25 protein-coding genes are annotated in these 22,364 nt (G+C 64.4%); 15 read left to right on the top strand and 10 right to left on the bottom strand.

The features are described from left to right. Nucleotides 1-209: 209 nt before the first annotated feature. Nucleotides 210-419 (bottom strand): hypothetical protein, encoded by a 210-nt coding sequence (locus Q0C64_RS08655; RefSeq protein ID WP_294122774.1) that lies wholly within the window; start codon nt 417-419, stop codon nt 210-212. Nucleotides 420-613: 194 nt separating this feature from the next. On the opposite strand from Q0C64_RS08655, the gene Q0C64_RS08650 reads away from it, so the two are divergent. Beyond that, nucleotides 614-784: a hypothetical protein gene (locus Q0C64_RS08650; protein ID WP_294122773.1), complete on the top strand. Its 171-nt coding sequence runs from the start codon at nt 614-616 to the stop codon at nt 782-784. 3 nt (nt 785-787) lie between these two features. Here the strand turns inward: Q0C64_RS08650 and Q0C64_RS08645 are convergent, their stop codons facing one another. After that, nucleotides 788-1,438, bottom strand: a complete 651-nt coding sequence (locus Q0C64_RS08645; RefSeq protein WP_294122770.1) for a S24 family peptidase — start codon at nt 1,436-1,438, stop codon at nt 788-790. A gap of 413 nt (nt 1,439-1,851) precedes the next feature. On the opposite strand from Q0C64_RS08645, the gene Q0C64_RS08640 reads away from it, so the two are divergent. Continuing rightward, a complete protein-coding gene (locus Q0C64_RS08640) occupies nt 1,852-2,037 on the top strand; it encodes a hypothetical protein (protein ID WP_294122768.1) in 186 nt (61 codons plus the stop codon). A 6-nt stretch (nt 2,038-2,043) separates the two neighbouring features. Here Q0C64_RS08640 and Q0C64_RS08635 read toward each other — a convergent pair whose 3' ends face one another. Together Q0C64_RS08635 and Q0C64_RS08630 are read right to left on the bottom strand one after the other, a co-directional pair. After that, nucleotides 2,044-2,544 (bottom strand): hypothetical protein, encoded by a 501-nt coding sequence (locus Q0C64_RS08635; protein WP_294122766.1) that lies wholly within the window; start codon nt 2,542-2,544, stop codon nt 2,044-2,046. A 35-nt stretch (nt 2,545-2,579) separates the two neighbouring features. Next, complete coding sequence (locus Q0C64_RS08630; RefSeq protein WP_294122765.1) at nt 2,580-3,122, bottom strand: type 1 glutamine amidotransferase domain-containing protein; 543 nt, start codon at nt 3,120-3,122, stop codon at nt 2,580-2,582. A gap of 111 nt (nt 3,123-3,233) precedes the next feature. Here Q0C64_RS08630 and Q0C64_RS08625 point away from each other — a divergent pair, with 111 nt between their 5' ends. From Q0C64_RS08625 to Q0C64_RS08595, 7 genes are all read left to right on the top strand, one after another. Continuing rightward, nucleotides 3,234-4,367 carry a mechanosensitive ion channel domain-containing protein gene (locus Q0C64_RS08625; RefSeq protein WP_294122763.1) on the top strand — a complete coding sequence of 378 codons (1,134 nt, stop codon included), beginning with the start codon at nt 3,234-3,236 and terminating at the stop codon, nt 4,365-4,367. A gap of 65 nt (nt 4,368-4,432) precedes the next feature. Beyond that, on the top strand, nt 4,433-4,888 hold the full coding sequence (locus Q0C64_RS08620; RefSeq protein WP_294122761.1) for a MaoC family dehydratase: 456 nt from the start codon (nt 4,433-4,435) through the stop codon (nt 4,886-4,888). Between the two features lie 10 nt (nt 4,889-4,898). Continuing rightward, nucleotides 4,899-6,083 carry an acetyl-CoA C-acyltransferase gene (locus Q0C64_RS08615; protein ID WP_294122759.1) on the top strand — a complete coding sequence of 395 codons (1,185 nt, stop codon included), beginning with the start codon at nt 4,899-4,901 and terminating at the stop codon, nt 6,081-6,083. A gap of 39 nt (nt 6,084-6,122) precedes the next feature. Beyond that, nucleotides 6,123-6,653: a DUF805 domain-containing protein gene (locus tag Q0C64_RS08610; protein WP_294122758.1), complete on the top strand. Its 531-nt coding sequence runs from the start codon at nt 6,123-6,125 to the stop codon at nt 6,651-6,653. Beyond that, nucleotides 6,650-7,258: a DUF4126 domain-containing protein gene (locus tag Q0C64_RS08605; RefSeq protein ID WP_294122757.1), complete on the top strand. Its 609-nt coding sequence runs from the start codon at nt 6,650-6,652 to the stop codon at nt 7,256-7,258. Before Q0C64_RS08610 ends, Q0C64_RS08605 begins: the two co-directional genes overlap by 4 nt. Beyond that, a complete protein-coding gene (locus Q0C64_RS08600) occupies nt 7,255-8,682 on the top strand; it encodes an MFS transporter (RefSeq protein ID WP_294122755.1) in 1,428 nt (475 codons plus the stop codon). The genes Q0C64_RS08605 and Q0C64_RS08600 overlap by 4 nt, the downstream gene beginning before the upstream one ends. A gap of 47 nt (nt 8,683-8,729) precedes the next feature. Beyond that, the gene (locus tag Q0C64_RS08595) at nt 8,730-10,493 is read left to right on the top strand and encodes a tetratricopeptide repeat protein (protein WP_294122753.1); all 1,764 of its coding nucleotides are present in this window, start codon (nt 8,730-8,732) and stop codon (nt 10,491-10,493) included. Here Q0C64_RS08595 and Q0C64_RS08590 read toward each other — a convergent pair. Together Q0C64_RS08590 and phaZ are read right to left on the bottom strand one after the other, a co-directional pair. Next, nucleotides 10,490-12,334 (bottom strand): DUF885 family protein, encoded by a 1,845-nt coding sequence (locus tag Q0C64_RS08590; RefSeq protein ID WP_294122751.1) that lies wholly within the window; start codon nt 12,332-12,334, stop codon nt 10,490-10,492. The two genes, Q0C64_RS08595 and Q0C64_RS08590, sit on opposite strands and share 4 nt — an antisense overlap. Before the next feature lie 74 nt (nt 12,335-12,408). After that, nucleotides 12,409-13,638 carry a polyhydroxyalkanoate depolymerase gene (gene phaZ, locus Q0C64_RS08585; protein WP_294122748.1) on the bottom strand — a complete coding sequence of 410 codons (1,230 nt, stop codon included), beginning with the start codon at nt 13,636-13,638 and terminating at the stop codon, nt 12,409-12,411. Nucleotides 13,639-13,774: 136 nt separating this feature from the next. Here phaZ and Q0C64_RS08580 point away from each other — a divergent pair, with 136 nt between their 5' ends. From Q0C64_RS08580 to Q0C64_RS08555, 6 genes are all read left to right on the top strand, one after another. Beyond that, a complete protein-coding gene (locus Q0C64_RS08580; RefSeq protein WP_294122747.1) occupies nt 13,775-15,547 on the top strand; it encodes an ABC transporter transmembrane domain-containing protein in 1,773 nt (590 codons plus the stop codon). 96 nt (nt 15,548-15,643) lie between these two features. Next, on the top strand, nt 15,644-16,195 hold the full coding sequence (locus tag Q0C64_RS08575; protein ID WP_294122744.1) for a fasciclin domain-containing protein: 552 nt from the start codon (nt 15,644-15,646) through the stop codon (nt 16,193-16,195). Between the two features lie 37 nt (nt 16,196-16,232). Continuing rightward, nucleotides 16,233-16,871 (top strand): sigma-70 family RNA polymerase sigma factor, encoded by a 639-nt coding sequence (locus tag Q0C64_RS08570; protein WP_294122741.1) that lies wholly within the window; start codon nt 16,233-16,235, stop codon nt 16,869-16,871. Beyond that, the gene (locus Q0C64_RS08565; protein ID WP_294122738.1) at nt 16,868-17,590 is read left to right on the top strand and encodes an anti-sigma factor; all 723 of its coding nucleotides are present in this window, start codon (nt 16,868-16,870) and stop codon (nt 17,588-17,590) included. Before Q0C64_RS08570 ends, Q0C64_RS08565 begins: the two co-directional genes overlap by 4 nt. Before the next feature lie 66 nt (nt 17,591-17,656). After that, complete coding sequence (msrB, locus tag Q0C64_RS08560; RefSeq protein ID WP_366004552.1) at nt 17,657-18,292, top strand: peptide-methionine (R)-S-oxide reductase MsrB; 636 nt, start codon at nt 17,657-17,659, stop codon at nt 18,290-18,292. After that, nucleotides 18,292-19,983, top strand: coding sequence for a cytochrome c biogenesis protein DipZ (locus tag Q0C64_RS08555; protein WP_294122735.1), 1,692 nt, complete (start codon nt 18,292-18,294; stop codon nt 19,981-19,983). Before msrB ends, Q0C64_RS08555 begins: the two co-directional genes overlap by 1 nt. On the opposite strand, the gene Q0C64_RS08550 is transcribed toward Q0C64_RS08555, so the two are convergent. The 4 genes from Q0C64_RS08550 to Q0C64_RS08535 form a co-directional block, all read right to left on the bottom strand. After that, nucleotides 19,984-20,778: a hypothetical protein gene (locus tag Q0C64_RS08550; RefSeq protein ID WP_294122732.1), complete on the bottom strand. Its 795-nt coding sequence runs from the start codon at nt 20,776-20,778 to the stop codon at nt 19,984-19,986. Nucleotides 20,779-20,826: 48 nt separating this feature from the next. Further along, complete coding sequence (locus tag Q0C64_RS08545; protein ID WP_294122730.1) at nt 20,827-21,255, bottom strand: biopolymer transporter ExbD; 429 nt, start codon at nt 21,253-21,255, stop codon at nt 20,827-20,829. A gap of 128 nt (nt 21,256-21,383) precedes the next feature. Next, on the bottom strand, nt 21,384-21,818 hold the full coding sequence (locus tag Q0C64_RS08540; RefSeq protein WP_294122727.1) for a biopolymer transporter ExbD: 435 nt from the start codon (nt 21,816-21,818) through the stop codon (nt 21,384-21,386). Nucleotides 21,819-21,837: 19 nt separating this feature from the next. Further along, on the bottom strand, nt 21,838-22,329 hold the full coding sequence (locus Q0C64_RS08535; protein WP_294122724.1) for a biopolymer transporter ExbD: 492 nt from the start codon (nt 22,327-22,329) through the stop codon (nt 21,838-21,840). Between the last annotated feature and the right edge of the window lie 35 nt (nt 22,330-22,364).

Raw genomic sequence — 22,364 nt, 5'->3', positions numbered from 1 at the left:
CACAGCCCGCAAGCCAGTGTAACGCGGTTCCCGGTCCGGCGCGACGCTCACCCATCACCTAATAGCCTAGCATGGAGGACAGCAGACGCCACCTATTCCGCCCCGAGCTCCGCTCGGGGAGGGGGACCGTTCGCCAAAGGCGAACGGTAGAGGGGCCGCGCGCACGCGAACTGACTCGCGCGAACGGCTGTCCGGCCTAATCGCCGAGCTTAATGGATGGTACCGTGGACTTCCGGGTCGGTCAGCGTGACGATCACGCGTTCGATCTGCCGCCAATGGCAGAAGCGGATCACATTGCCCTGGTCGCGGCTATGCTCCGCACGCGCCGCCGCTTCGAACCCGGCGTCATCGCCATAGGTTTCTAGCAGCAAGGCGGCATCGGCCAATGAAGCGCGGCCATTGATGAAAGGCGTGTCCATGCCTTGCCAAATACATCCGCCCACCTTGCCGTTCGGCGCACAGACAAGGTCAACAAAACGTCAACCATGTTCGCGACGCGCCATGCCGGGAACATGGCGTCAAAGCGAACATCGGGCCGACATGCCGGGGGCATGACGAGATCGCGGGCACTTCGGCGCTTGCGGCCCGCCGGGCGCGCGGGCATGGCGGCGGCATGAACCGTCGCTCAACCGCCGCCGGCGGCATCTTCATCTTCCTCGGGCTGATCATTGGCGCGGCCTATGGCATCAACGCCGGCCAGCCGATGCTGTGGCTGCTGCGCGGGTTCGGCGCCGGAATCGTCCTGGCGATCCTGGTCTGGCTGATCGACCGCTGGCGGAACTGATCTTTACGCGATCTTGCGTGCGGCCCAGATCACCCGCCCGATGCAGTCGATCTCGTCCAGCCCGCAGTCGGGCAAGTCGCCATAGGCCGGATTGTCGGACTGGACCGTGACCCGCCGGCCGACCGGGTGGATTGCGAGCCGCTTGACTAGCAGCGCGCCATCGACCCTCAGCACATAGATTCCGTCGCGCAGCCGGTCGGGTCCGTCGCCAAGGTCGACCAATATGTCATCGCCGGCGCTCAACGTCGGCGCCATTGAGTCGCCTTCAACCCGGATCACCGACAATTTGGCCGCGGGAGATTCGGTCAGCGCCTTCAGCCAGCGCGGCTCGAACGCGAAATAGGGCCGCATGCTCTCTTCGCTGGGAATGGCGCCGGGGCCTGCGGACGCTCTCACCGCTACCCGCACGACCGGCACCAGCTCGCCAAATTCCGCGTCATGGTCATCGGGAAGTCCGCCGAGCATCGACTCGGGAATCTGGAAATAACGGGCCAAAGTCCGCCGCTCGCGCTCTTTCAGCTGACGCGGCGTTCCCTTGCGCAAAAACTGCTGGATGTAAGCGTCGTTGCGGCCGATCAGGCGCGACAGCGAGGCAAAATTCTCACCCCGTTCCACGCACAGCCGTTCCAGCACCTGCCGAGGGGTCGAATTCATGGGTTTAGATTAACCATAGGAAAATCCCTAGACAAGTAGGAAATGCGTTGGAAATGAAGCAATGCCGAGTCGCCGAGACGATGGGGACAGATAACCGTGCATTTGCTTCGAGAGGTGGAGAAATATCTCAAGATAAGCAACACGCCGGCCGCCCGGTTCGGGCGTGAGGCGATGGGCGATCCGCGTTTTGTTTTCGACCTGCGGCGAGGCCGCGATCCGCGAATGCGGACGGTCCAGCGGGTCCGCGCTTTCCTGGAAACGGGCCGATGATGAAGCTGGCGCTGTCACCCGCCGCCGCCGGGCTCCTACGGTCTCTATTGGCAAGGGCCGGTATCGATCGAGATAGGATTTTGCTAACGCAATTCCGCTCAATCGATTGGCAATCGCTTACATTTATCGGCGAGCGACACGAAATGGAGCTCCGCATCCCGGCGCCCGATGCCGATTTGCTGGCCGAGCGACTGACCGACGGCCTGCCGGACGCGGAGTTTGCCATTCCCGGGCAGATTGTGGCCGACATCGGCCAGCTCAGGCCGCGGCGCCAGAATGTCGACGGGTCCATCAGCCTCTTCATCGAAGCCCTGACCATCGCCGAGTAGAGATACTCAGCGCAGGTTTGCGCGGATATTGGCGAGCGCCGCGTGCAAGGCGTCGCTGGCATCGGCCCGCTGCTGCTCGAAAGCCGGTGGCATCGGCGCGGGCACCTTGCCTTGGTCGCTCAGATAGTCGGAAATTCGCAGCACCAGCTCGCCGGGCGTCGGGTCCTGGCGGTCGAACAGCCGAACCACGCGAGAGGCTGGATCGGGCGCTTCCAACGGATCGTCGAGCAGCAATTCATCGACCGGCTGGTCGAGTAGAAGTTCGTCCGCGCCTGCATCCACCCCAAATGTCGCCGGCTCAAATCCAACCTGGCACGCCAGCGGCGCCTTTCCGGCAACCCGCATCGCAACGACTCCAACGAGCAGCGCGACGACACCGCAGGCAGTCTTCGCCGGGAACGGAAGTCCCGCGATCGTGGCTGCCCATGCGGTGGCAAGCGCCAGCACCAGCGGTGCGCCCCATTCCGCCAGCGTTTCAACCGGGTGAGTTCTGCCAGTCCAATTCATGCCGGCATCATAGCCGCCAATGCTTGATAAGCGGTTTAGGCTCTTGCTTCGATCGCCGCGATTAGTGCTTCCGTAAATGCACCCACATCGTCGGGCATTCGGCTGGTGATGATATTGCCGTCGGTTACCGCGGCTTCATCGACCACATCGGCTCCGGCATTTCTAAGGTCGGTGCGGATCGACGGCCAGCTGGTCGCCCGCCGGCCACGCAACAGATCGGCTTCGACCAGCAGCCACGGCCCATGGCAGATCGCCGCCACCGGTTTTCCGGTGCTGGCGAACGCGCGGATCAGCGCAATCGCATCCTCATGCATGCGAAGATGATCGGGGTTACCAACCCCGCCGGGCAGCAGCAGCGCATCATAATCGGCCGCACTCGCGTCCCTGATCAGCAGGTCCGGCTTGATCTTCTTGCCCGGCTCGTCGTGGACCGTGCCCATGATCTCGCCCAAGCTGAGCGAGGCAAGTGTTACCCTGGCGCCCTTGCCGAGCAAGATCTCGCGCGGCCCGAACAGCTCGCTTTCCTCGAACCGGTTGGTGGCCATGATCAGCACATGGGCGTCGCCGATGGCGGGCACGTCATTCTCCTCGATTCTCGTTGCCCGCCCTATCGCCCAACCCGGGCGGAAAGGCGATCAAAGGATGCTGGCCGCTTGAACGTTACCGCCCATATCGCCACAAACGCGGCCATGAAGAAGCTCATCGTCGCAGCGGCAGCCCCGAAGGAAATCGACGGCCTGTTCGCCTGGATCCTGGCCAATCTCGACCGCCTCGCGATCGGGGCCATGGTCGCCGCTGCGATCGTCATGGTGATGCTGGCGATGCGCTGGGTCGGTCACCGCCTGCTGGCCAACGAGCCGGAAATGTGGGGCTGGCGCGGCATCATCGGCCGGGTGCTGGCCAAGACCAGCATCTTCTTCATGGTCGCGGCGGCGATCGACATCGTCGTCAGCTATGCCGCGATTCCCCATAAGCTTGCCCATCTTGCCGACATTTTCTTCATCGTCGCTGCCTCCTTGCAGGTCGCGATCTGGGCGCGGGAGATCATCATCGGAGTGATCCGCCACCGTGTCGGCGACGATCCTGGTGCCTCGACGCTCGGCAATGCGATGGCGCTGATCCGGGTGTTCGTAAACGTCATCGTGTTCGCCATTGCGACGGTCGTCATCCTCGACAATCTGGGCGTCAACGTCACCGCGCTGGTCGCCGGCCTCGGCATCGGCGGCATTGCCATCGGCCTCGCCGCGCAGGGCATTTTCTCCGATCTGTTCGCGGCCCTGTCGATCGTGTTCGACAAGCCGTTCCGGCGCGGCGACACGATCCGTTACGGCTCCGGCAGCGATGTCACCGTGGGCACGGTCGAACGGATCGGCCTGAAGACCACCCGCCTTCGCAGCCAGACCGGCGAGCAGGTGATCATGGCCAACACCAAGCTGCTCGATCAGGAGGTGCGCAACCTGGCCGAAGCCAAGGTGCGCCGCGTCACCCTGCCCTTCAGCCTGACCTACCAGACCTCGGTCGAGATGTTGGAACGGCTGCCGGCCATCGCCGAAGAAGTACTCAAGACGGTCAAGACCGCCAAGCTGGTCCGCTGCATCCCGACCGCCTTTGCGCCGAGCTCGATCGATTGCGAGCTGGTCTATGACGACCGCACCTTGAGCCCCGACACGCTGGCCCATCACAAGGCGGACATCATCCTCGGCATTGCCCGAGCCTTCGCCCGCGACCGGATCGAATTCGCCTATCCGACGCAGACGACCTTCACCGCCGCGCCGGACGGGAAGTTGGTGATGCCCTGGGCGCCGCCGGCCAAGACGAAATAAGCTTGCCGTAGCGTCATTCTTGGCGCTCTTGCCAGCATCGTCGGGGCGCGCCTAGATCGCTTCCGATGCCCATCGCCAGCCTCGACGAAATCCACGCCAAGATCGGCCAGACGGTCGGCTCTTCCGGCTGGATCGAGGTCGGCCAGGACCGTATCACCGCCTTCGCCGATGCGACCGAGGACCATCAATTCATCCACGTCGATCCGGTCGCCGCCGCGGCGGCCGGCTTCGGCGGAACGGTCGCCCACGGTTTCCTCTCGCTGTCGTTGCTCTCTCGCATGGCCGCCGATGTCATGCTGATCCCCGACACGACCAAAATAGCGCTCAATTACGGGCTCGACCGGGTCCGCTTCCTCGCCCCGGTCAAGGCCGGCAAGCGGGTCCGCGGCCATTTCACCCTGGACGGCGTCGACGAAAAGGCACCTGGCCAGCTGCTCATCCGCCAGACCGTCACGGTCGAGATCGAGGGCGAGGAAAAGCCCGCGCTCACCGCCCAATGGCTCGGCCTCATTTTCACCTAGGAGAACCCCCATGTCCGTCCGCGACGCCGTCATCGTCTCCACCGCCCGCACCCCGATCGGCCGCGCCTACAAGGGCGCCTTCAATGCCACCGCCGGCGCCACGCTCGGCGCATTGTCGCTCGCTCCTGCGATCGAGCGCGCGGGGATCGACGCCGGCGAGATCGATGATGTCGTCTGGGGCTGCGTGCTGACCCAGGGGACCCAGGCCGGCAATATCGGCCGCCAGGTTGCGCTCCGCGCCGGCTGCCCCGTCACTGTCTCGGCCCAGACCATCGACCGCCAGTGCGCCTCCGGCCTGATGGCGATCGCCACCGCCGCCAAGCAGGTAATCGTCGACCGGATGGATATCGTCGCCGCCGGCGGCCAGGATTCGATCAGCCTGGTCCAGACGCCGGAAATGCGGATCAGTGGCGATCCCTCGCTGATCGCCATGCACAAGGACGTCTACATGCCGATGCTCGGCACCGCCGAGACGGTTGCCCAGCGCTACGGCATCAGCCGCGAGGCGCAGGATGAATATTCGCTGCAGTCGCAGCGGCGCACGGCCGCCGCCCAGGCCGAAGGCCGCCTGTCGGCCGAGATCGTCCCCGTCACCACCAATATGGGGATCAAGGACAAGGAAACCGGCGAAGTCTCGTTCAAGGAGGTCACCACCGACAAGGACGAGGGCAACCGCCCCGACACCACGCTCGAGGGTCTCCAGAACCTCCAGCCGGTGCTCGGCCCCGGCACCCACATTACCGCCGGCAACGCCAGCCAGCTGAGCGACGGCTCTTCGGCCTGCATCATCATGGATGCCGCCGCCGCCGAGAAACGCGGGCTGGAGCCGCTCGGCCGCTACATCGGCATGGCCGTCGCCGGGACCGAGCCGGACGAGATGGGCATCGGCCCGGTGTTCGCCATTCCCAAGCTGCTCCAGCGCTTCGGGCTCAAGATGGACGATATCGGCCTGTGGGAATTGAACGAGGCGTTCGCGGTGCAGGTGCTCTACTGCCGCGACAAGCTCGGCATCCCCAACGATATCTTGAACGTCGACGGCGGCGCCATTTCGATCGGCCACCCCTACGGCATGTCGGGCGCGCGCCTCACCGGCCACGCGCTGATCGAGGGCAAGCGCCGCGGCGCCAAATATGTCGTCGCGACGATGTGCATCGGCGGCGGCATGGGCGCGGCGGGGCTTTTCGAGGTATTGTAGGCATTGACGACAGCCCGAGGCTGGCACAGCCTCTAGGTCATGCATGGCGAACCTGAACGAGCTTCCTCGTTGGCGATGGCATTCAAGCCATTCAGGGACATGTTCGTTTTTTCCGGACGGTCACGACGGACCGAAGTCTTGGCTTTCGGCATTCTTGGCATGTTCGCCAACTTGGTGACCATTAAACTGGTCGATGGTGGGAATGCGTTCCTGGCAATCTGGGCAGTCTGGTCGCTTTTGTGGACCTTTCCTTGGATCGCCCTATTAGTCCGGCGCCTGCATGACCAAGGGCGCCCGGCAATTTGGGCTTGGGTATTGGCTGCAGCATTTGCCTTACTGATGGCGGCCACCCCGTTCCTGCCTCAATCGGCTGACAGCAGCTATCATGTCACGATATTCGCTTGGGTTTTTCACCCGGTTGGGCCTTTCGCCATAATTCATGGCGTTGCGACGGCTATCATCGCGCTGACGTTGTTTGCTTTTTGTCTGGCGGAAGGCGACCCGGGCACCAATCGTTATGGGCCTGACCCGCGCGTCGACCCGGAGCCCGATGCGTTAGAACTTGGATGACTCCCGTCGAGCTAATCGCCCTCGCCGCCTCGACCAGCCTCTTGGCCGGCTGGCGGCTGTACCTTGTGACGCTGATCACCGGCCTTGGCATGAAGTTCGGCTGGATCGCGCTTCCCGAGCAACTGAAGATGCTCGACGTGCTGGCCAACTATTGGGTGATCGGCATCGCTGCGGTCGGCACCTTCATGGAATTTTTCGCCGACAAGATCGCGATCGTCGACAGCGCATGGGACGCGGTGCACAGCTTCATTCGCCCTCTCGGCGGCGCGCTGCTCGCCCTCGCCATTGTCGATAGCGCTGACCCGGCGTGGCAGGTCGGCAGCTTCCTCCTCGGCGGCGGGGCGGCCTTCATCGCCCATGCCGGCAAGGCCGGCGCGCGCACCCTGGTCAACGCCAGCCCTGAGCCCTTCTCCAACGTCATCGTCTCGACCGACGAGGATGTCGCCACCGGCGGCCTGCTCGCCCTGGCCATCGCCAACCCGATTGCCGCCGCGCTGATCGCGCTAGGCCTGGTCATCCTGTCGCTGTGGTTGGTGGTTGCAGCCCGGCAAGCAATGAAGCGTTTCATTGACCGTGTGAGCCCGCCCCGGACCCCGGCCGCATGAACCGCACCGGTTCCAGCCGGCACGACCCGCGCTGGACGCTGGTGATGTCGGTCGCGGCCAGCTCGCTGAGCTTCATCGACGGCTCGATCCTCAACGTCGCCCTCCCTGCGATCCGGCAAGGCACCGGCGCCGCAGCGGCCGAAGTACAATGGCTGGTCAATATCTACACGCTGCCGCTCGCCGCGCTGATCCTGTTGGGCGGCGCGCTCGGCGACCATCAGGGCCGCCGGCGCTGGCTGGTGATCGGCACCGGCCTGTTCGGCATTGCCTCGCTGGTTTGCGCACTCAGCAATTCGCTCGAGATGCTGCTGGCCGGACGCGCGCTGCAGGGGATCGGTGCCGCGCTGCTGCTGCCCAACAGCCTCGCATTGCTCAACGGCGCCTATGACGGCGAAGCGCGCGGCCAGGCGATCGGCACCTGGGCTGCGGCCGGAGCCATCGCTGCCGCGATCGCCCCGCTGACCGGCGGCTGGCTGGTCGAGCATGCCGGCTGGCCGAGCATTTTCTATATCAACTTGCCATTCGCCGCCGCTGCCATTGCCGTCGCCCTGACCAAGGTCGAAGAAGTCAAGGAGCCGGAAAGGGCCCGGCTCGACCTGGTCGGCGCTGTGTTGGCGACGCTCGGACTCGGCGCCGCCACTTATGGCCTCACACTCTGGTCTCAGACCTTCAAACTGACGCCGCTTTCGACCGCTACAATTGGCAGCGGCGCGGTGCTGCTCGTCGCATTTGTGCTGTGGGAAAAACGGCTCGGGAACCATGCGATGGTGCCACTGACCTTGTTCAGCAACCGCTGCTTCTCGGCGCTCAACCTGATGACTTTCCTGCTCTACGGCGCGTTCGGCGGCGCGCTCCTCCTCATTCCTTATGTGCTGATCGAGGCCGGCCATTATTCCCCGATCGAGGCCGGCCTGTCGCTGCTACCGCTGTCGATCCTGCTCGGCCTCGCCTCGCCGCTGATGGGCAAGCTGGCGGTTCGGGTTGGACCCAAGATTCCCCTCACTCTTGGCCCGATCATCGTCGGCGCAGGGCTGCTCCTCGCCACGCGCATCGCCGACAGCCAGGCCTATTGGACCCATGCTTTCCCGGCGATCCTGGTGATGTCGCTCGGCATGACGCTGGCGGTCGCGCCCCTGACCAGCACGGTGCTGGCCGCGGTCGAGAAGCACCAGACCGGCATGGCCTCGGGATTCAACAGCGCGGTCGCCCGTTTGGGAGGTTTGATCGTGGTCGCGCTGATGGGCGCGGTGCTAATGGGCCAGGGCAAGGCACTGCTTCAGCCCTTCGCCACGGCGCTGGTGATCATGGGCATCGTCGCCATTTTGGCCGGCCTGGCTGCCTTCTTCGGACTCTCGGGAAAATGGACGCGAAATCCGGACGCGCTCAAGCAGCCGCCCTTGCCGGAGCCTTCCCGCCACTGCTGACAAAATGTGCTAAGTGACCCGCCTCTTCGACTCAGGGGGAGGAGACAATGGATCGCAGGATGCGCCTGTCATTGGCTTTGGCGTCGACCGGCTTGCTCGGTGTCAGCGCCCCTTATGAATATACGTCCCAGCAACTGGCCTTGCTCGACCCGACCCGGGCGATTTCCGCGCTCTGCGGTGGCGGCGGCAGGGCGGCGACGATGCGCGACCGGATCGCCATGGCTACGGCGCTTGCCGCCCAGGCCCAGTCGCCGGCCGGCATTCGCCTCTATGACGGGCTCGGCAAGGTCCATTTCCCGATCACCACCTCCAGCCCGGAGGCGCAGCGCTATTTCGACCAGGGCATGGCCTTTGCCTATGGCTTCAACCACGCCGCGGCGATCGCCTCGTTCAGGCAGGCGCAGCGGCTCGATCCCGATTGCGCCATGTGCTGGTGGGGCGAATCGCTCGCTTATGGCCCCAACATCAATGCGCCGCTGACGCCCGACGCCAATGCGCTGGCGCTGAAATCGGTCGCCGAAGCGCAGGCGCGAACCGCCAACGTCACGCCGCCCGAGCGGGCGCTGATCATGGCGCTGGCCAAGCGCTATTCGGCCGATCCCAAGGCCGAACGCCCAACGCACGACGCGGCCTACGCCGATGCGATGCTGACCATCGCCCGCTACTATCCTCAGAACGACGATATTTCGCTGCTGGCGGCCGAAGCCGCGATGGACACGCTGCCGTGGGATTACTGGAATGCCGACAAAAGCCCCAAGCCGCGCATCGGCGAAGCGATCGGGCTGGTCGAGGCGGTCGAGGCCCGCAATCCCGACCATCCGCAAGCACCGCACCTCTACATCCACCTGATGGAGAACGGCCCCGATCCCAGGCGGGCTGAAGCGGCGGCTGATCGCCTGACGACGCTGTCCCGGGAAGTGGGCCATCTCGTCCATATGCCGGCCCACATCTATTACCGGCTTGGCCGCTGGAAGGACTCCATCCGCGTCAACATCGAGGCCGCGCACCAGGACGAGGCCTATATCCGGGAGTCCGGCGACAAAGGGTTCGTCCGCTACGGCTATTATCCGCACAACGTCCATTTCATCGTCACCTCGGCGCAGATGGGCGGCGACCTGCCCACCGCGATCCGCGAGGCGAAACGGCTCGGAACGATCGTCGACGCCGGAACCGCCTCACAGCTCGGCTGGGTCCAGGCGATCAATGCCGCGCCCTACTTCGCGACACTCCAATTCGCCTCGCCGGCCGAAGTGTTGGCGATGCCCGAGCCCGACCCCCGGCTCCACTATGTCCAGGGCATCCGCCATTATGTCCGCGCCGTCGCCTACGCCCAGCAGGGGAACAGCCAAAGCTTCAATGTCGAGCTGGCGGAACTAAAGCGCATTCAGGGCTCCGGACTGCTCCAGCCGATGGTCGACCAGGGCATGCCGGCGCCCGACCTGCTGGCGCTGGCCGAGCATGTCGCGCTGGGCAAGCAAGCCTCGTTCCGGGGCCGTCATTTGCAGGCAGCTGAACATTTCCGCCAAGCGCTCGCGATCGAGGACAGGATTTCGTACCAAGAGCCACCCTGGTGGTATTATCCGGTCGCCCAATCATTGGGCGCGGCGCTCTATCGCGCCGGCAAATATGATGAGGCGCGACAGGCCTTCACCGCCGCCCTGGCCAAGTTCCCCAACAATGGCTGGGCGCTTTATGGGCTGGCGATGGCCGAGCGGGCGCAGGGCCGCCCCGCCCAGGCCGCGGCCGCCCGCGCCGCGCTCAATCGCGCCTGGATGGGCGACCCGCGCTGGCTGAAAATGGAGCGGATCTAGCCTTTGCTCTTGGCGATAAACTGATCGATCACCGTCTCGAGCAAGGTCATCGGCGTGTTGCCGCCCTTGACGATCGCATCGTCGTAGGTCCGCAGATCATATTTGCCGCCAAGCTCGGCCTTCGCCTTGTCGCGCAGCCGCAATATCTCGAGATGCCCGATCTTGTAGCCGCAGGCCTGTCCCGGCATCGAGCAATAGCGGTCGACCTCGCCGGTTACCGAGCCCTTGTCGTCGCCATTGGTCGTGACGAACCAGTCGATTGCCTTGTCGCGGGTCCAGCGCTTGGCGTGCAGGCCGGTGTCGACCACCAGCCGACAGGCGCGGAAGCTCGATGACTGGAGGTAGCCGAGCTGGCCCATCGGGTCGTCATCATACGCCCCGAGCTCGTCGGCCAGCTGCTCGGCATAGAGCGCCCAGCCCTCGCTATAGGCGTTGAACGCCAACATCGAGCGGATCAGCGCCATCCGGTTGGCATAATCGCCTTGCCAGATATGCCCCGGAATTCCCTCATGATAACAAAGCGTTGGAAGCGAGAATTTGGGCCATTCCGAGGTTGTGCGGAGGTTGATGTAATATTGGCCCGGCACCTTGCCATCGATTGAGCCGGCCGCGGCATAGCCGCCCGGCGCGCCCGCCTCGATTGCCGGCGGCACGCGCTTGATCACCAGCTTGCCGGGCACCATCGTCGCGAACGCCTTCGGCAGGCGCGTGCGGATGTCGGCGATCCGGCCATTGAGGTACGCCAGCAGCTGCTCGCGGCCGGCGGCGGTGTCGGGGTAAAGCTGCGCCGGATCCTTGCCCAGCGCCGCCATCCGCTCGCCGACGGTTCCGCCGGTCATGCCCTGCTTGGCCATGATCGTTTCCATCCGCGACTGGATCGCCTTGACCTGCTCCAGCCCGAGCTGATGGATTTCGTCCGGCGTCCTGGTGGTGGTGGTGCCGGCCTTCAGCGCCCAGGCGTAGTAGGATTCCCCATCCTTGAAGTGCCACACCCCGGCATCCGAGGTCGCGACCGCGCGATGCTGCTTGAGCTCCTCAACCTGGCGCTGCAGCGCGGGAATGACCTTTTGCGTCATCGACTGAGTCACCCGCTCGACCAGTTTGTCGTCCGACAGGCCAGCTTCGCCCAGCTTCTTCTTGAGCGTCGCGACCACGGCCGACTGGTCCGGCTTTTCGGCCGCACCGGCACCGATGATCCCGATCGTCTTGTCGAGCGTGAAATCGGGCGCGACCACGCCGATCCCGCGGTCGTGCTTCAGCCGCTCGGTCTCGCCATCGACGTTGCGGCCATAGTCGTCGACGCGATCGGCGAACGCGAGCGCGTCCTCGGCATTGCTGATCGAGTGGCGGCTTTCAAGGAAGTCGGGCAGGTCGACGTAGCTGCTGCCCAGCTGGTTCACGACATAGGGCGTGTTGCGGAAACCATTGTTCGGGTCGAGCACCAGCGGATCGCCGAACGGGAAGGCATAGCCCTCCTGCGCCAGCTCGTGCGCCTGCAGCGCGACAGCGCCGTTGAGCTTGTTGGGATCCGCGACGTCGGCGAGGTCGAGCGAGCGAAGCGTTTCGAGCCGCTTGCCGATGGCTTCCTTGCGCGCGGCGACCCCGGCCGGAGTCTGGTCCTGCCACTTGTGGCCGAGCGGGGCGAGCTTGCCCTTGGCGATGCCGAGGATGGTCGCATTCTGCGGATATTCGGCGAGCAGCTGGTCCGCAATGTCTTGGAGTTGCGCCGCTAGATCGCCGCTCGCCGCCTCGCCACCAGGCTTTGAAACTTTGCACCCGGCCAAAAGGCTGGCCGCCGCCACGCTGCCAAGGAATTCGCGCCTGCCGAAGTTCAAGGTCATCGCCTGCTCCTGTGATTTGCTGTCACGGCTATAACCGCTCGGCACCCAGGCGACAGGATTATTCGGCGAACGGCCTAGCTATTGGCGGCGATGAATTTTTCGACCACCGGCGCGATCTTTTCGCGCCATTTGCGGCCGTTGAAGATGCCGTAATGGCCAACGTCCCTGGCCAGCAGATACTGCTTCTTTGCGGCCGGCAACCCGCTAGCCAGGTCGAGGCCGGCCTTGGTCTGTCCGATGCCCGAAATATCGTCGCGCTCGCCCTCGATCGCCAATAGCGGTGTATCCTTGATCGCCTTGGGATCGACCTTCTTACCGCGATGCTCGAAGTCTCCCTCGGGCAGCAGGTGGCGCTGAAACACCACGTCGACCGTCTGCAGATAGAATTCGGACGTCATGTCGCACACCGACAAATATTCGTCGTAGAAAGCGCGGGTTGCGTCGGCGCTTTCGTCGTCGCCGACGACCAGATGCTTGAACATCTCCCAATGGCTGACGAGATGGCTGCCGAGGTTCATGGTCATGAAGCCCGCCAGTTGCAGGAAGCCCGGATAGACCTTCCGGCCATGGCCCGGATAGATCATCGGCACCGTAGCGATGACGTTCCGCTGGAACCAGGCATGGGGCCGCTGCGTCGCCAGCGTGTTGACCGCGGTCGGCGCTTTCCGCGTATCGACCGGCCCGCCCATCATGGTCAGCGTCCTGGGCCGCGCCGGGTCCTTCGATGCATTCATGATGGCGGTGGCGGCATAGGCTGGCACCGAGGGCTGGCAAACCGCCAGCATGTGCGGCCGGTGGCCCGTGCGCTTGTAAATTGCCTGTGAGAATTCAATCAGATAGTCGATGTAATCGTCGAGGTCGAAACTTCCTTCGCTGACCGGCACGAGCTTGGCGTCGCGCCAGTCGGTGATAAACACGTCGTGCCTGGGAAGCATTCGCGCCACCGTGCCGCGCAGCAGCGTCGCATAGTGGCCCGACATCGGCGCGACGATCAGCAGCGGCTCGCCGCCTTCCGCATCGACCTTTCGGAAATGCTTCAATTGCCCGAACGGCTTCCTCAGCTCGATATCCTCGTCGACCTGGACCAGTTTCTTGCCGACTTCGATCTCGGTAATGCCGAATTCGGGCTTGCCCCGCGGCGCCGAAGCATGGGCAAAAACTTCAAGGCCCGCTGCAACCAGCGGGCCCATCGAAGAATAGCCGAACGGATTGGTCGGGTTGCTAAGCCATCCTGCGCCAAGGCCAGCCAGTTTGCTCGCGCTGGTCAGCAGCGAGCGCTGCACCTCATAGGCGTCATAAAGCATCAAATTGTCCTGAAATTCCCGGTCACGTGGCGCGGAGTGTGAGGCTCAATTCGGACGACGGCAAGCAAATTGCTGCGCCGCACTACCGCATTGCGGCAATTGAGGCAAAGCGGACACACTGCTAACCGACTCCTCTATGGCCATCGCTCCCACCGCCCCGAAGGGCAAATCGCTGTCTGACCTCGGCATGGTGTGGAGCTTTGCCCGCCAATACCCCGGTCACATTTTCTGCGCCGGGGTCGCATTGCTGTTCGCGGCCGCCGCCACCTCGGCCATTCCGATCGCGTTCAAGCTGATCATCGACCGCGGATTTGCCGGCGGCGGCAACATCGGCCGCTGGTTCGAATATCTGCTGGTGCTGGTGCTGGTGATGTCCCTCGCCACCGCGACCCGCTATTACTTCGTCAGCTGGCTCGGCGAACGGGTGGTCGCCGACATTCGCCTCGCGGTGCACCGCAACTTGCTCCGCCTCGCTCCCGGCTTCTTCGAGGAGAACCGCCCGGCTGAAATCACCAGCCGGCTGACGGTCGACACCACCATCATCGAGCAAGTGGTCGGCACCACCGTCTCGATGGCGCTGCGCAATTTGGTGATGGGCGTCATCTGCACCGGCGTGCTGTTCTACCTGGCGCCGAAGCTGGCCGGGATGCTGCTGCTCGGCATTCCATTGGTGATGCTGCCGATCGTCTTCCTCGGGCGACGAGTGCGCGCCATCTCGACCCGCAGCCAGGACCGCATCGCCGATGTCGGCACGGTCACCAGCGAAGTGCTCGGCGCGATGAAGATCGTCCAGGCCTTCAACCAGCAGGGCCGCGAAGCGGAGCGCTTCTCGCTCGCCACGGAAACCGTGTTCAAAACCGCCAAGCGGCGCATTGCGCTACGCGCGGTGATGACGGCGAGCATCATCGCGGTCATTTTCAGTTCGATCACGCTGATCATCTGGCAGGGCGCGGTCGACGTTGCAGCCGGGATGATTTCCGGCGGCACCATCGCCGCCTTCGTCCTGTCGGGCGGTCTCCTCGCCGGCGCCTTCGCCGCGCTGTCCGAAGTCTATGGCGACCTGCTCCGCGCCGCAGGTGCGTCGGAGCGGCTCAACCAGCTGCTGTCGGCCGAGCCGGAGATCAAGGCGCCGGCCAATCCCATTGCCCTGCCCGTTCCGCCAGAAGGCCGCCTCAGGTTCGACAGCGTCACCTTCCACTATCCGACCCGCAAGGACACGTCGGCGCTCGACGGGTTTAGCCTCGAAGTGCGCCCGAACGAGCGCCTGGCAGTGGTCGGCCCGTCGGGAGCAGGCAAGACCACCATCTTCCAGCTGGCCCAGCGCTTCTACGATCCGGAAGCGGGCCGCGTGATGCTCGACGGCGTCGACCTGAAAGACGCCGATCCGGCCGACGTCCGTCAGCGGATCGCCATGGTTCCGCAGGATGTGGTGATCTTCGCCGCATCGGCCCGCGACAATCTCCGCTATGGCAATTGGGATGCCGGCGAGGACGAGATTTGGGAGGCGGCGCGGGACGCCAATGCGGAGAGCTTCCTCCGCGCTCTGCCCGAAGGGCTCGACACCTATATGGGCGAAGGCGGCGCCCGCCTGTCGGGCGGCCAGCGCCAGCGCATCGCTATCGCTCGTGCGCTGCTCCGCCGCGACGCGCCCTTGCTGCTGCTCGACGAGGCTACGTCCGCGCTTGACGCCGAAAGCGAACGGCTGGTGCAGGAGGCGCTCGACCGGTTGATGGGCGATCGCACGACGATCGTCATCGCCCACCGCCTGGCCACCGTCCGCGCCGCCGACCGGATCATCGTCATGGACCATGGCCGGATCGTCGAGGAGGGCGACCATGGCTCGCTCACTGCCCAGGGCGGTCTCTACGCCCGCCTCGCCCGCCTCCAGTTCGACGGCATTGCAGCCTGAACCCGAAAACTCGTCCCGTTGATGCATCCGGATTGCGTTTGGCCCCGTAACTCCTTGGGCAGTCAACGATGGCTGCGACATAACAGGAGTTGGTTCATGCTTTCGCTTTCTGTCCGGGTAGCGGGCACCCTCTTAGGGGCAGCACTGATCGCTACACCGTCCGCTGCAAAGAATCCGATGGTTGGTGGCGCCGCGATGTACGCAACCCGAAATATCGTACAAAATGCCGTTAATTCCAAAGACCATACGACTCTGGTGGCGGCGGTTAAGGCTGCGGACTTAGTCGACACGCTGTCCGGCCCGGGTCCGTTCACGGTTTTCGCGCCAACCAACGCGGCCTTCGCCAAATTACCGGCCGGCACGGTGGACACGCTGCTAAAGCCCGAAAACAAGGGCCAGCTGACGTCTGTGTTGACCTATCACGTCGTCCCCGGCCGAATTACCGCTGCTGAGATCCAGGCAATGGCCGCGCGTCAAAAGGGCGTCGCCACGCTCAAGACCGCGCAAGGTGAAACTCTTCGCTTCCGAAAGTCGGGCATGGGATGGATCGTCATCGATTCCAAAGGCGGCACGGCGCGCATCACGATCGCTAATGTGATGCAATCGAACGGAGTTATTCACGTCATCGACACAGTGCTGATGCCCTAGGCGATCCGGCCTGGGCCTATCCGGCGGGAGCGGAGCGATGCAGATCGAACTTGCGCATCCTCCTGGTCATTCCCGCCGGGTTGGCCTTTCCTTACCAACCGCCACTGGGCATACCAGACCAATGGATCGAGCGTCATCCGCCGCGAATGAATTGGCGCCGATGCTCCGAGCCATCGCATCCGGGGACAAGTCGGCCTTGGCGACGTTCTACGATCGCACCTCTGCCAAGGTCTACGGGGTCGTGCTACGCATTCTTGCCAGCGAACCGGATGCCGAAGAAGTGCTTCAGGAAGTGTTCGTTTCCGTCTGGCGCAACGCTGGCCGGTTCGACAAGGAGCGCGCCAGCCCCATCACATGGCTGTGCGTACTCGCGCGCAACCGTGCCATCGATCGGCTACGCCGCCGACGGCTCGATACCGCTCCGATCGAGGCAGCCTATCATATCGAGAATGATGAGCCGTCCGCACTGGACCGGCTTGAAGCGACCGAGGAGGCGGGGCGGCTTCGCTCCTGCCTGGATGAGCTTGATGAGCGGCCAAGGGCGATGATCGAGGCGGCATTTCTCGACGGCGCGACCTACAGCCAGCTTGCCGAGCGAGAAGGAGTGCCGCTGGGAACGATGAAGAGCTGGATCCGGCGCGGCTTACAGCGTCTGAAGGGATGTCTTGAGCGATGAGCAGCACGCCACTTCCTCCGGAAGACCGTGCCGCTTTGGCGGCCGAGTATGCGCTCGGCTTACTGGAAGGCGAAGAACTGGCCCACGCGCTGGAGCTTGAACAACTTGACCGCGCTTTCCGTGAAGACGTGGATCGCTGGAACTTGCGCCTCGCGCCAATACTAGACGGCGTTATGCCGGTGACGCCGCCTGCCGCGACTTTTGCTGCAATTGAGCGCCGCATTCGTGCGGCGGACCCGGCAAACGACAATTTCATTCTGCTTCGCCAGCACCTGAACCGCTGGCGTGCCTTGGCCGGTGGCGCGACGGCACTGGCGGCCTCGCTGGCGCTGGCCCTGTTGATCCGACCCACGCCTGAGACCTCGCCCCAGGTAACGCAAACCGCTCCCTTGGTGGCGATGATCGAAGGGAACCAGGGCGACGCGCAGCTGGTCGCCATGTGGAATAAGGATGAGCGGAAACTGACGATTTTCGCGGCGCGCGTCCCGCCCGTTGACCCGCAACATTCCCATGAACTGTGGATCATTCCCGCGGACGGAAAGCCGCGTTCCGTAGGCGTGCTACCGGGTCAAATCGTACGCGTAGCGGTCGACACTGAATTGGCGGAAAAGCTGAGCGCGGGCGTCACGCTGGCGGTGTCGCTTGAACCCGCTGGAGGCTCACCTACAGGTGCGCCAACCGGCCCCGTCCTTGCTTCTGGTAAGTTGCGACAAACCTAACGGGGTGCATCCTTTGCGAAGAATCATCCGTACCTTCAGCGCATGAAGGGAACTAGCGACGATTCAATGCCGGGCCAGCTGACGACGCAAAGCGGCGGGCCCTGTAACCTTTTGACCCGATCCTTCGAATTTGATGATGCAGCCGTCCCCACCAGCCCCCGGGGGCGGCTGAACCATGTTAAGATGATTTGGAAAGCCTCACCAATGAGCCCTCAACCGAACCGTCGCGCCATTCTTGGCCTTTTCGGCACCACTGCCGCCGTCAGCCTCACCGCTTTCCTGACCGGCCGCGCAGCTCCTGCCGAAGCAACCAGCTTTGAGATCCAGCATAGCCCGGCGGATTGGCAAAGCCGCCTCGGTCCACAACGATTCAATGTCATGCGCCAGGAAGGCACCGAGCGGCCGTTCACCAGCCCGCTGCTCGATGAGCATCGCAAGGGCACTTTTGCCTGCGCCGGCTGCGCACTGCCTCTATTTACGTCCAACGCCAAATTTGACAGCGGCACCGGTTGGCCGAGCTTCTGGCAGCCACTGCCGAATGCCGTTGCCTACAAGCGCGACACCAGCCTGTTCATGGAACGCACAGAGGAGCATTGCCGCCGCTGCGGCGGCCATCTCGGCCATGTGTTTGATGATGGTCCGCGGCCTACCGGCAAGCGCCACTGCATCAACGGCCTCAGCCTGACGTTTAAGCCTGCCTGATGCTGCTGTTCCTCCTCGCCTATCTCGGCGGCATCCTCACCATCCTCAGCCCCTGCATCCTGCCGGTGCTGCCGTTCGTGTTCGCGCGCGCCGACCGGCCATTCCTGCGCAACGGCCTGCCGCTGCTCGTCGGCATGGCAACCACTTTTGCCGGCGTCGCAACCTTGGCGGCCGTCGGCGGCGGCTGGGCGGTGGCGGCCAACAGCGCCGGCCGTTGGATCGCCATCATCCTGCTCGCCGCTTTCGCCCTGCTGCTGATCTTCCCGCATCTCTCCGATCGGGCCATGCAGCCGTTGGTCAGGCTAGGCGATAGATTGTCATCAAAGGGCAGCGAGGATCGCATCGGCGGCTCGCTGCTGCTCGGCGTCGCCACCGGCCTGCTGTGGGCGCCCTGCGCCGGCCCGATCCTCGGCATCATCCTGACCGGCGCGGCCCTGTCCGGCGCCAGCGCGACCACCGCCGGTCTGCTGCTCGCCTATGCACTCGGCGCGGCGACCAGCCTCGCGGGCGCGCTGCTCATCGGCGGCAAAGTGTTCGCGGCGATGAAGCGCTCGATCGGCGCCGGCGAAGGCGTGCGCAAGGCGCTTGGCGTGCTGATCCTGGTCGGCGTCGGAGTCATTGCTCTCGGCCTCGACACACGCTTCCTCTCGCGCCTGTCGACCGCCCAGACCTTCGGCTTCGAGCACCGCATTTCGCAGCTGCTCGGCATGGAAGAGGAGGAGCTCGGTACCAAGGTTGGCGGGATGCTGCCGGTCGAAGGCGCCCTGCCCCCGCTCGATGGCGCCGTCCAATGGCTGAACTCGCCGCCGCTGACCCGCGAACAGCTCAAGGGCAAGGTCGTGCTGGTCGACTTCTGGACCTACAGCTGCATCAACTGCATCCGCTCGGTGCCCTACACCAATGCCTGGTACGCGAAGTACAAGGACCAGGGGCTGGTGGTGATCGGGGTTCATGCGCCGGAATTCGCCTTCGAGCGCGATGCCGCCAACGTCCGCAAGGCGGTGACCGACTTCGGCATTCGTTACCCGGTCGCGCTCGACAACAACCTCACCATCTGGCGCGCGTTTAACAACCGCTATTGGCCGGCCCATTACCTTGCCGACGCGCAGGGGCGGATCCGCTACCATCATTTTGGCGAAGGCAGCACCGACGAGACCGAACAAGCGATCCGCGCCCTGCTCGCGGAAAAGGGCGCCAGGCTCGGCAACGTTTCCACTGTCAGCGCGAACGGCGCGGCGGCCGCCGCCGATTTCGCCGCCGTTCGCAGCCCCGAGACCTACATCGGCAGCGCGCGCGCCAAATCGTTCGTTTCGACATTGGATGGCGCCGGCAACTACCGGCTGCCCGGCAGCTTCGCGCTCAACGACTGGGGCCTCGCCGGCCGCTGGACAGTTGAGCCGCAACGAGCGGTTTCAACCGCTCCCGGCGCGCAAATCGCCTTCCGTTTCCGCGCCCGCGACCTGCACCTGGTGCTCGGCGCGCCGGGCAAGCCGGTGCGCTTGCGGGTAACGATCGACGGCAAGGCGCCCGGCGCCGACCATGGCATGGACATCGATGCGGCCGGCAACGGTCAGGTGACCGGCCAGCGGCTCTACCAGCTCGTCCGCCAGAGGGACCCGAAACGCGAGCGGCTGTTCACTGTTACCTTCCTCGACCCGGGCGCGGAGGCCTACGCCTTCACCTTCGGCTGATCAGGCGGCCAGCTCGAACGCATCCGGCTCCCGGTCGCACGCTTCGCGCCACTGCTGATGGTGGCGCTCCCGGAGCGACTGTTGCAGCACATAGAAATGCTGCGCCGGGTTCGCCTTGAAGCTTGGCGGCAACACCGCATCGGCGCGCAGTTCGCGCTCGGTGCGGATTGCACCCCGCCGGACGTCCCTGGCGGCCCGCCGGTCCAGCGACTTGTCGCTTAGTAGCCGCCTGGCAGCACGCCGGAGGCCGGTCGCCTCGATCGCCAGCCACGCGCGTTCCAGCGCCTTACGGTCAACGGCCGCGGCGGCAAGGCTCTCGCTCGCGCCGGCCAGCGACTGCTGCACTTCGAATGGCATGGCTTCGCCCGACCGCCGCGCGGCGTGGCATTGTTCGAGCAGGTCGAGCAATTCCAGATCGAGGCTTGCCTCGGCCTCCACGCGTAGCGCGCGGGATGAGCTAAGGCGGTAAGCGCGATAGGCGGCGGCCGTGCGGTTGCGACCCGCGTCGCCCAATGTCTCTGCCAGCCGTTCGAGCGCGGCCCGCACTTCGTCCCGGCGCCGGTACAGCCACCCCCAGCGGTCCAGCCGATGCCGCAGGTTGGCCAGCCCGGAGGCAATGCGCAGCGTCCGCCTGGCCTCGGCCAGCGCCCAGCCATAGTTGCCGCGCGAATGATCGTGGAGATGGTGCAGCACCACCGCGCGCTGGGCATGGTCACGGCCGCGACCGGCCAGCGCGGCCACTTCCTCGTCCAGTTGCTCGATCAGTCCGTCGCGATGGGCCGAAAGTATGTCCATGCCGGCATGGCTACCGCCCGACCGGTTGAAAAGCGGTTACGAACCTCTTCAGAAACTGTCGCGATAGCGTTCGTTTCCGGCAAAGCCGAAGCTACTCGCCCCGCTTTGGGACGCGATTGCCAGCACCTCGTCGACCCGGTTGAACCGCGCCGCCGCGTCGGGGCGGAAATGAACCTCGGGCGGCTTTGGCGTCGCCACGACCGCGGCCAGCAGCGCACGCAATTGCGCATCGTTGATGGCGTGATGGTTCCAGCTGAGGCTGCCGCCCGCCGACATGTCGAGCTCGTTGCGCAACGGCTTGATCCAATCGCTCGGAATCACTGTTGGCTTGGGTAGCGCCACCTCGACCTGGTGGCTTTGGGGCGGGATGGTGATGATGAACATGATCAGCAGCACCAGCATCACGTCGATCAGCGGCGTGGTGTTCATCTCGACCATCGGGGCCGCTTCACGAACCCAGCCGTTTGAGGGAGCCATTGCGTACGCCATCGCCAGTCTCTTCTATTTATAATGCAATGTTATATCATTTTGGATTCGATGCAATGCACGAAAAAGGGCGGCCCCCAAAATGGGGACCGCCCGCAATCGTTCGAAGTCTCCTGGACCTAGAAGACCGTCATATATTGTTCATTGCCAACGAAGCCCATCTTGGTGACCTTGGCCTGCTTGGTCACCGCCATCACCTCGTCGACCAGCTCATAGCGGGCGTCCGGTTCCGGCTGCAGGTGCAGCTCGGGGATCGGATCCATCTGCTGGGTGACGTCGAGGAACTGGCGGAGCTGGGTCAGGCTGACCGGCGCTCCGTTCCACAGGACGGCGCCGCCCTGCGTGATCACGACCTTGTTCTTGACCGGGTCGATCGGCGGCGGAGTCTGGTTCTGCTGGTTCTGCGGCAGGTCCAGTTTCACCGCGTGGCTCTGCGGCGGAATGGTAATGATGAACATGATGAGTAGCACCAGCATGACGTCGATAAGCGGCGTCGTATTGATGTCCATCATCGGCTCGCCAGATTCGTTCGAGCCAGTGGTTTGCATCGCCATGGTTGGCTAGCTCCTTAACTTACAGTCGCTCGACATGGCCACCGGGAGGCGGCTGCGAGATGAAACCGACGCGCTGGAAACCGGCGCGCTGCATCGTGAAGACGGTACCGCCAATGCACTTGTACGGCGTATTGATGTCGCCGCGGATATGCACTTCGGGCATATTCTCTTCGGTGATGTTCTGGATCCCGCCGACGCGCTTGATCTGTTCCTCGAGGGCCTTGACCGCACGGTCCAGCAGATCCTCGTTGGTGACCCGCGTCAGGTTCCAGTAAACCTCGCACGTTCCGCCCGGACCGCCGCGAACCGTCAGCGAGACGTTCTCCGGCTTGGTTTCGGTCGGCTCGTTACGCACTTGCGGCAGCGTGATCGGCACGGATTGGATCACCACCGGGACAGTGATGAGGAAGATGATCAGCAGAACCAACATCACGTCGACGAGCGGCGTGGTGTTGATGTCCGACATGGGGACGTCTTCGCCCGCGTCGTGCTCGCCTACTTGCATTGCCATGAGGCGTGATTCCTTGTTCGTTCAACTCTATCCGG

The organism is Sphingomonas sp. (genome assembly GCF_023266535.1).
Taxonomy (GTDB): Bacteria; Pseudomonadota; Alphaproteobacteria; order Sphingomonadales; family Sphingomonadaceae; genus Sphingomicrobium.
Note: the sequence above shows the minus strand (reverse complement) of the source record. Positions and strands in the feature narration are given on the sequence as shown.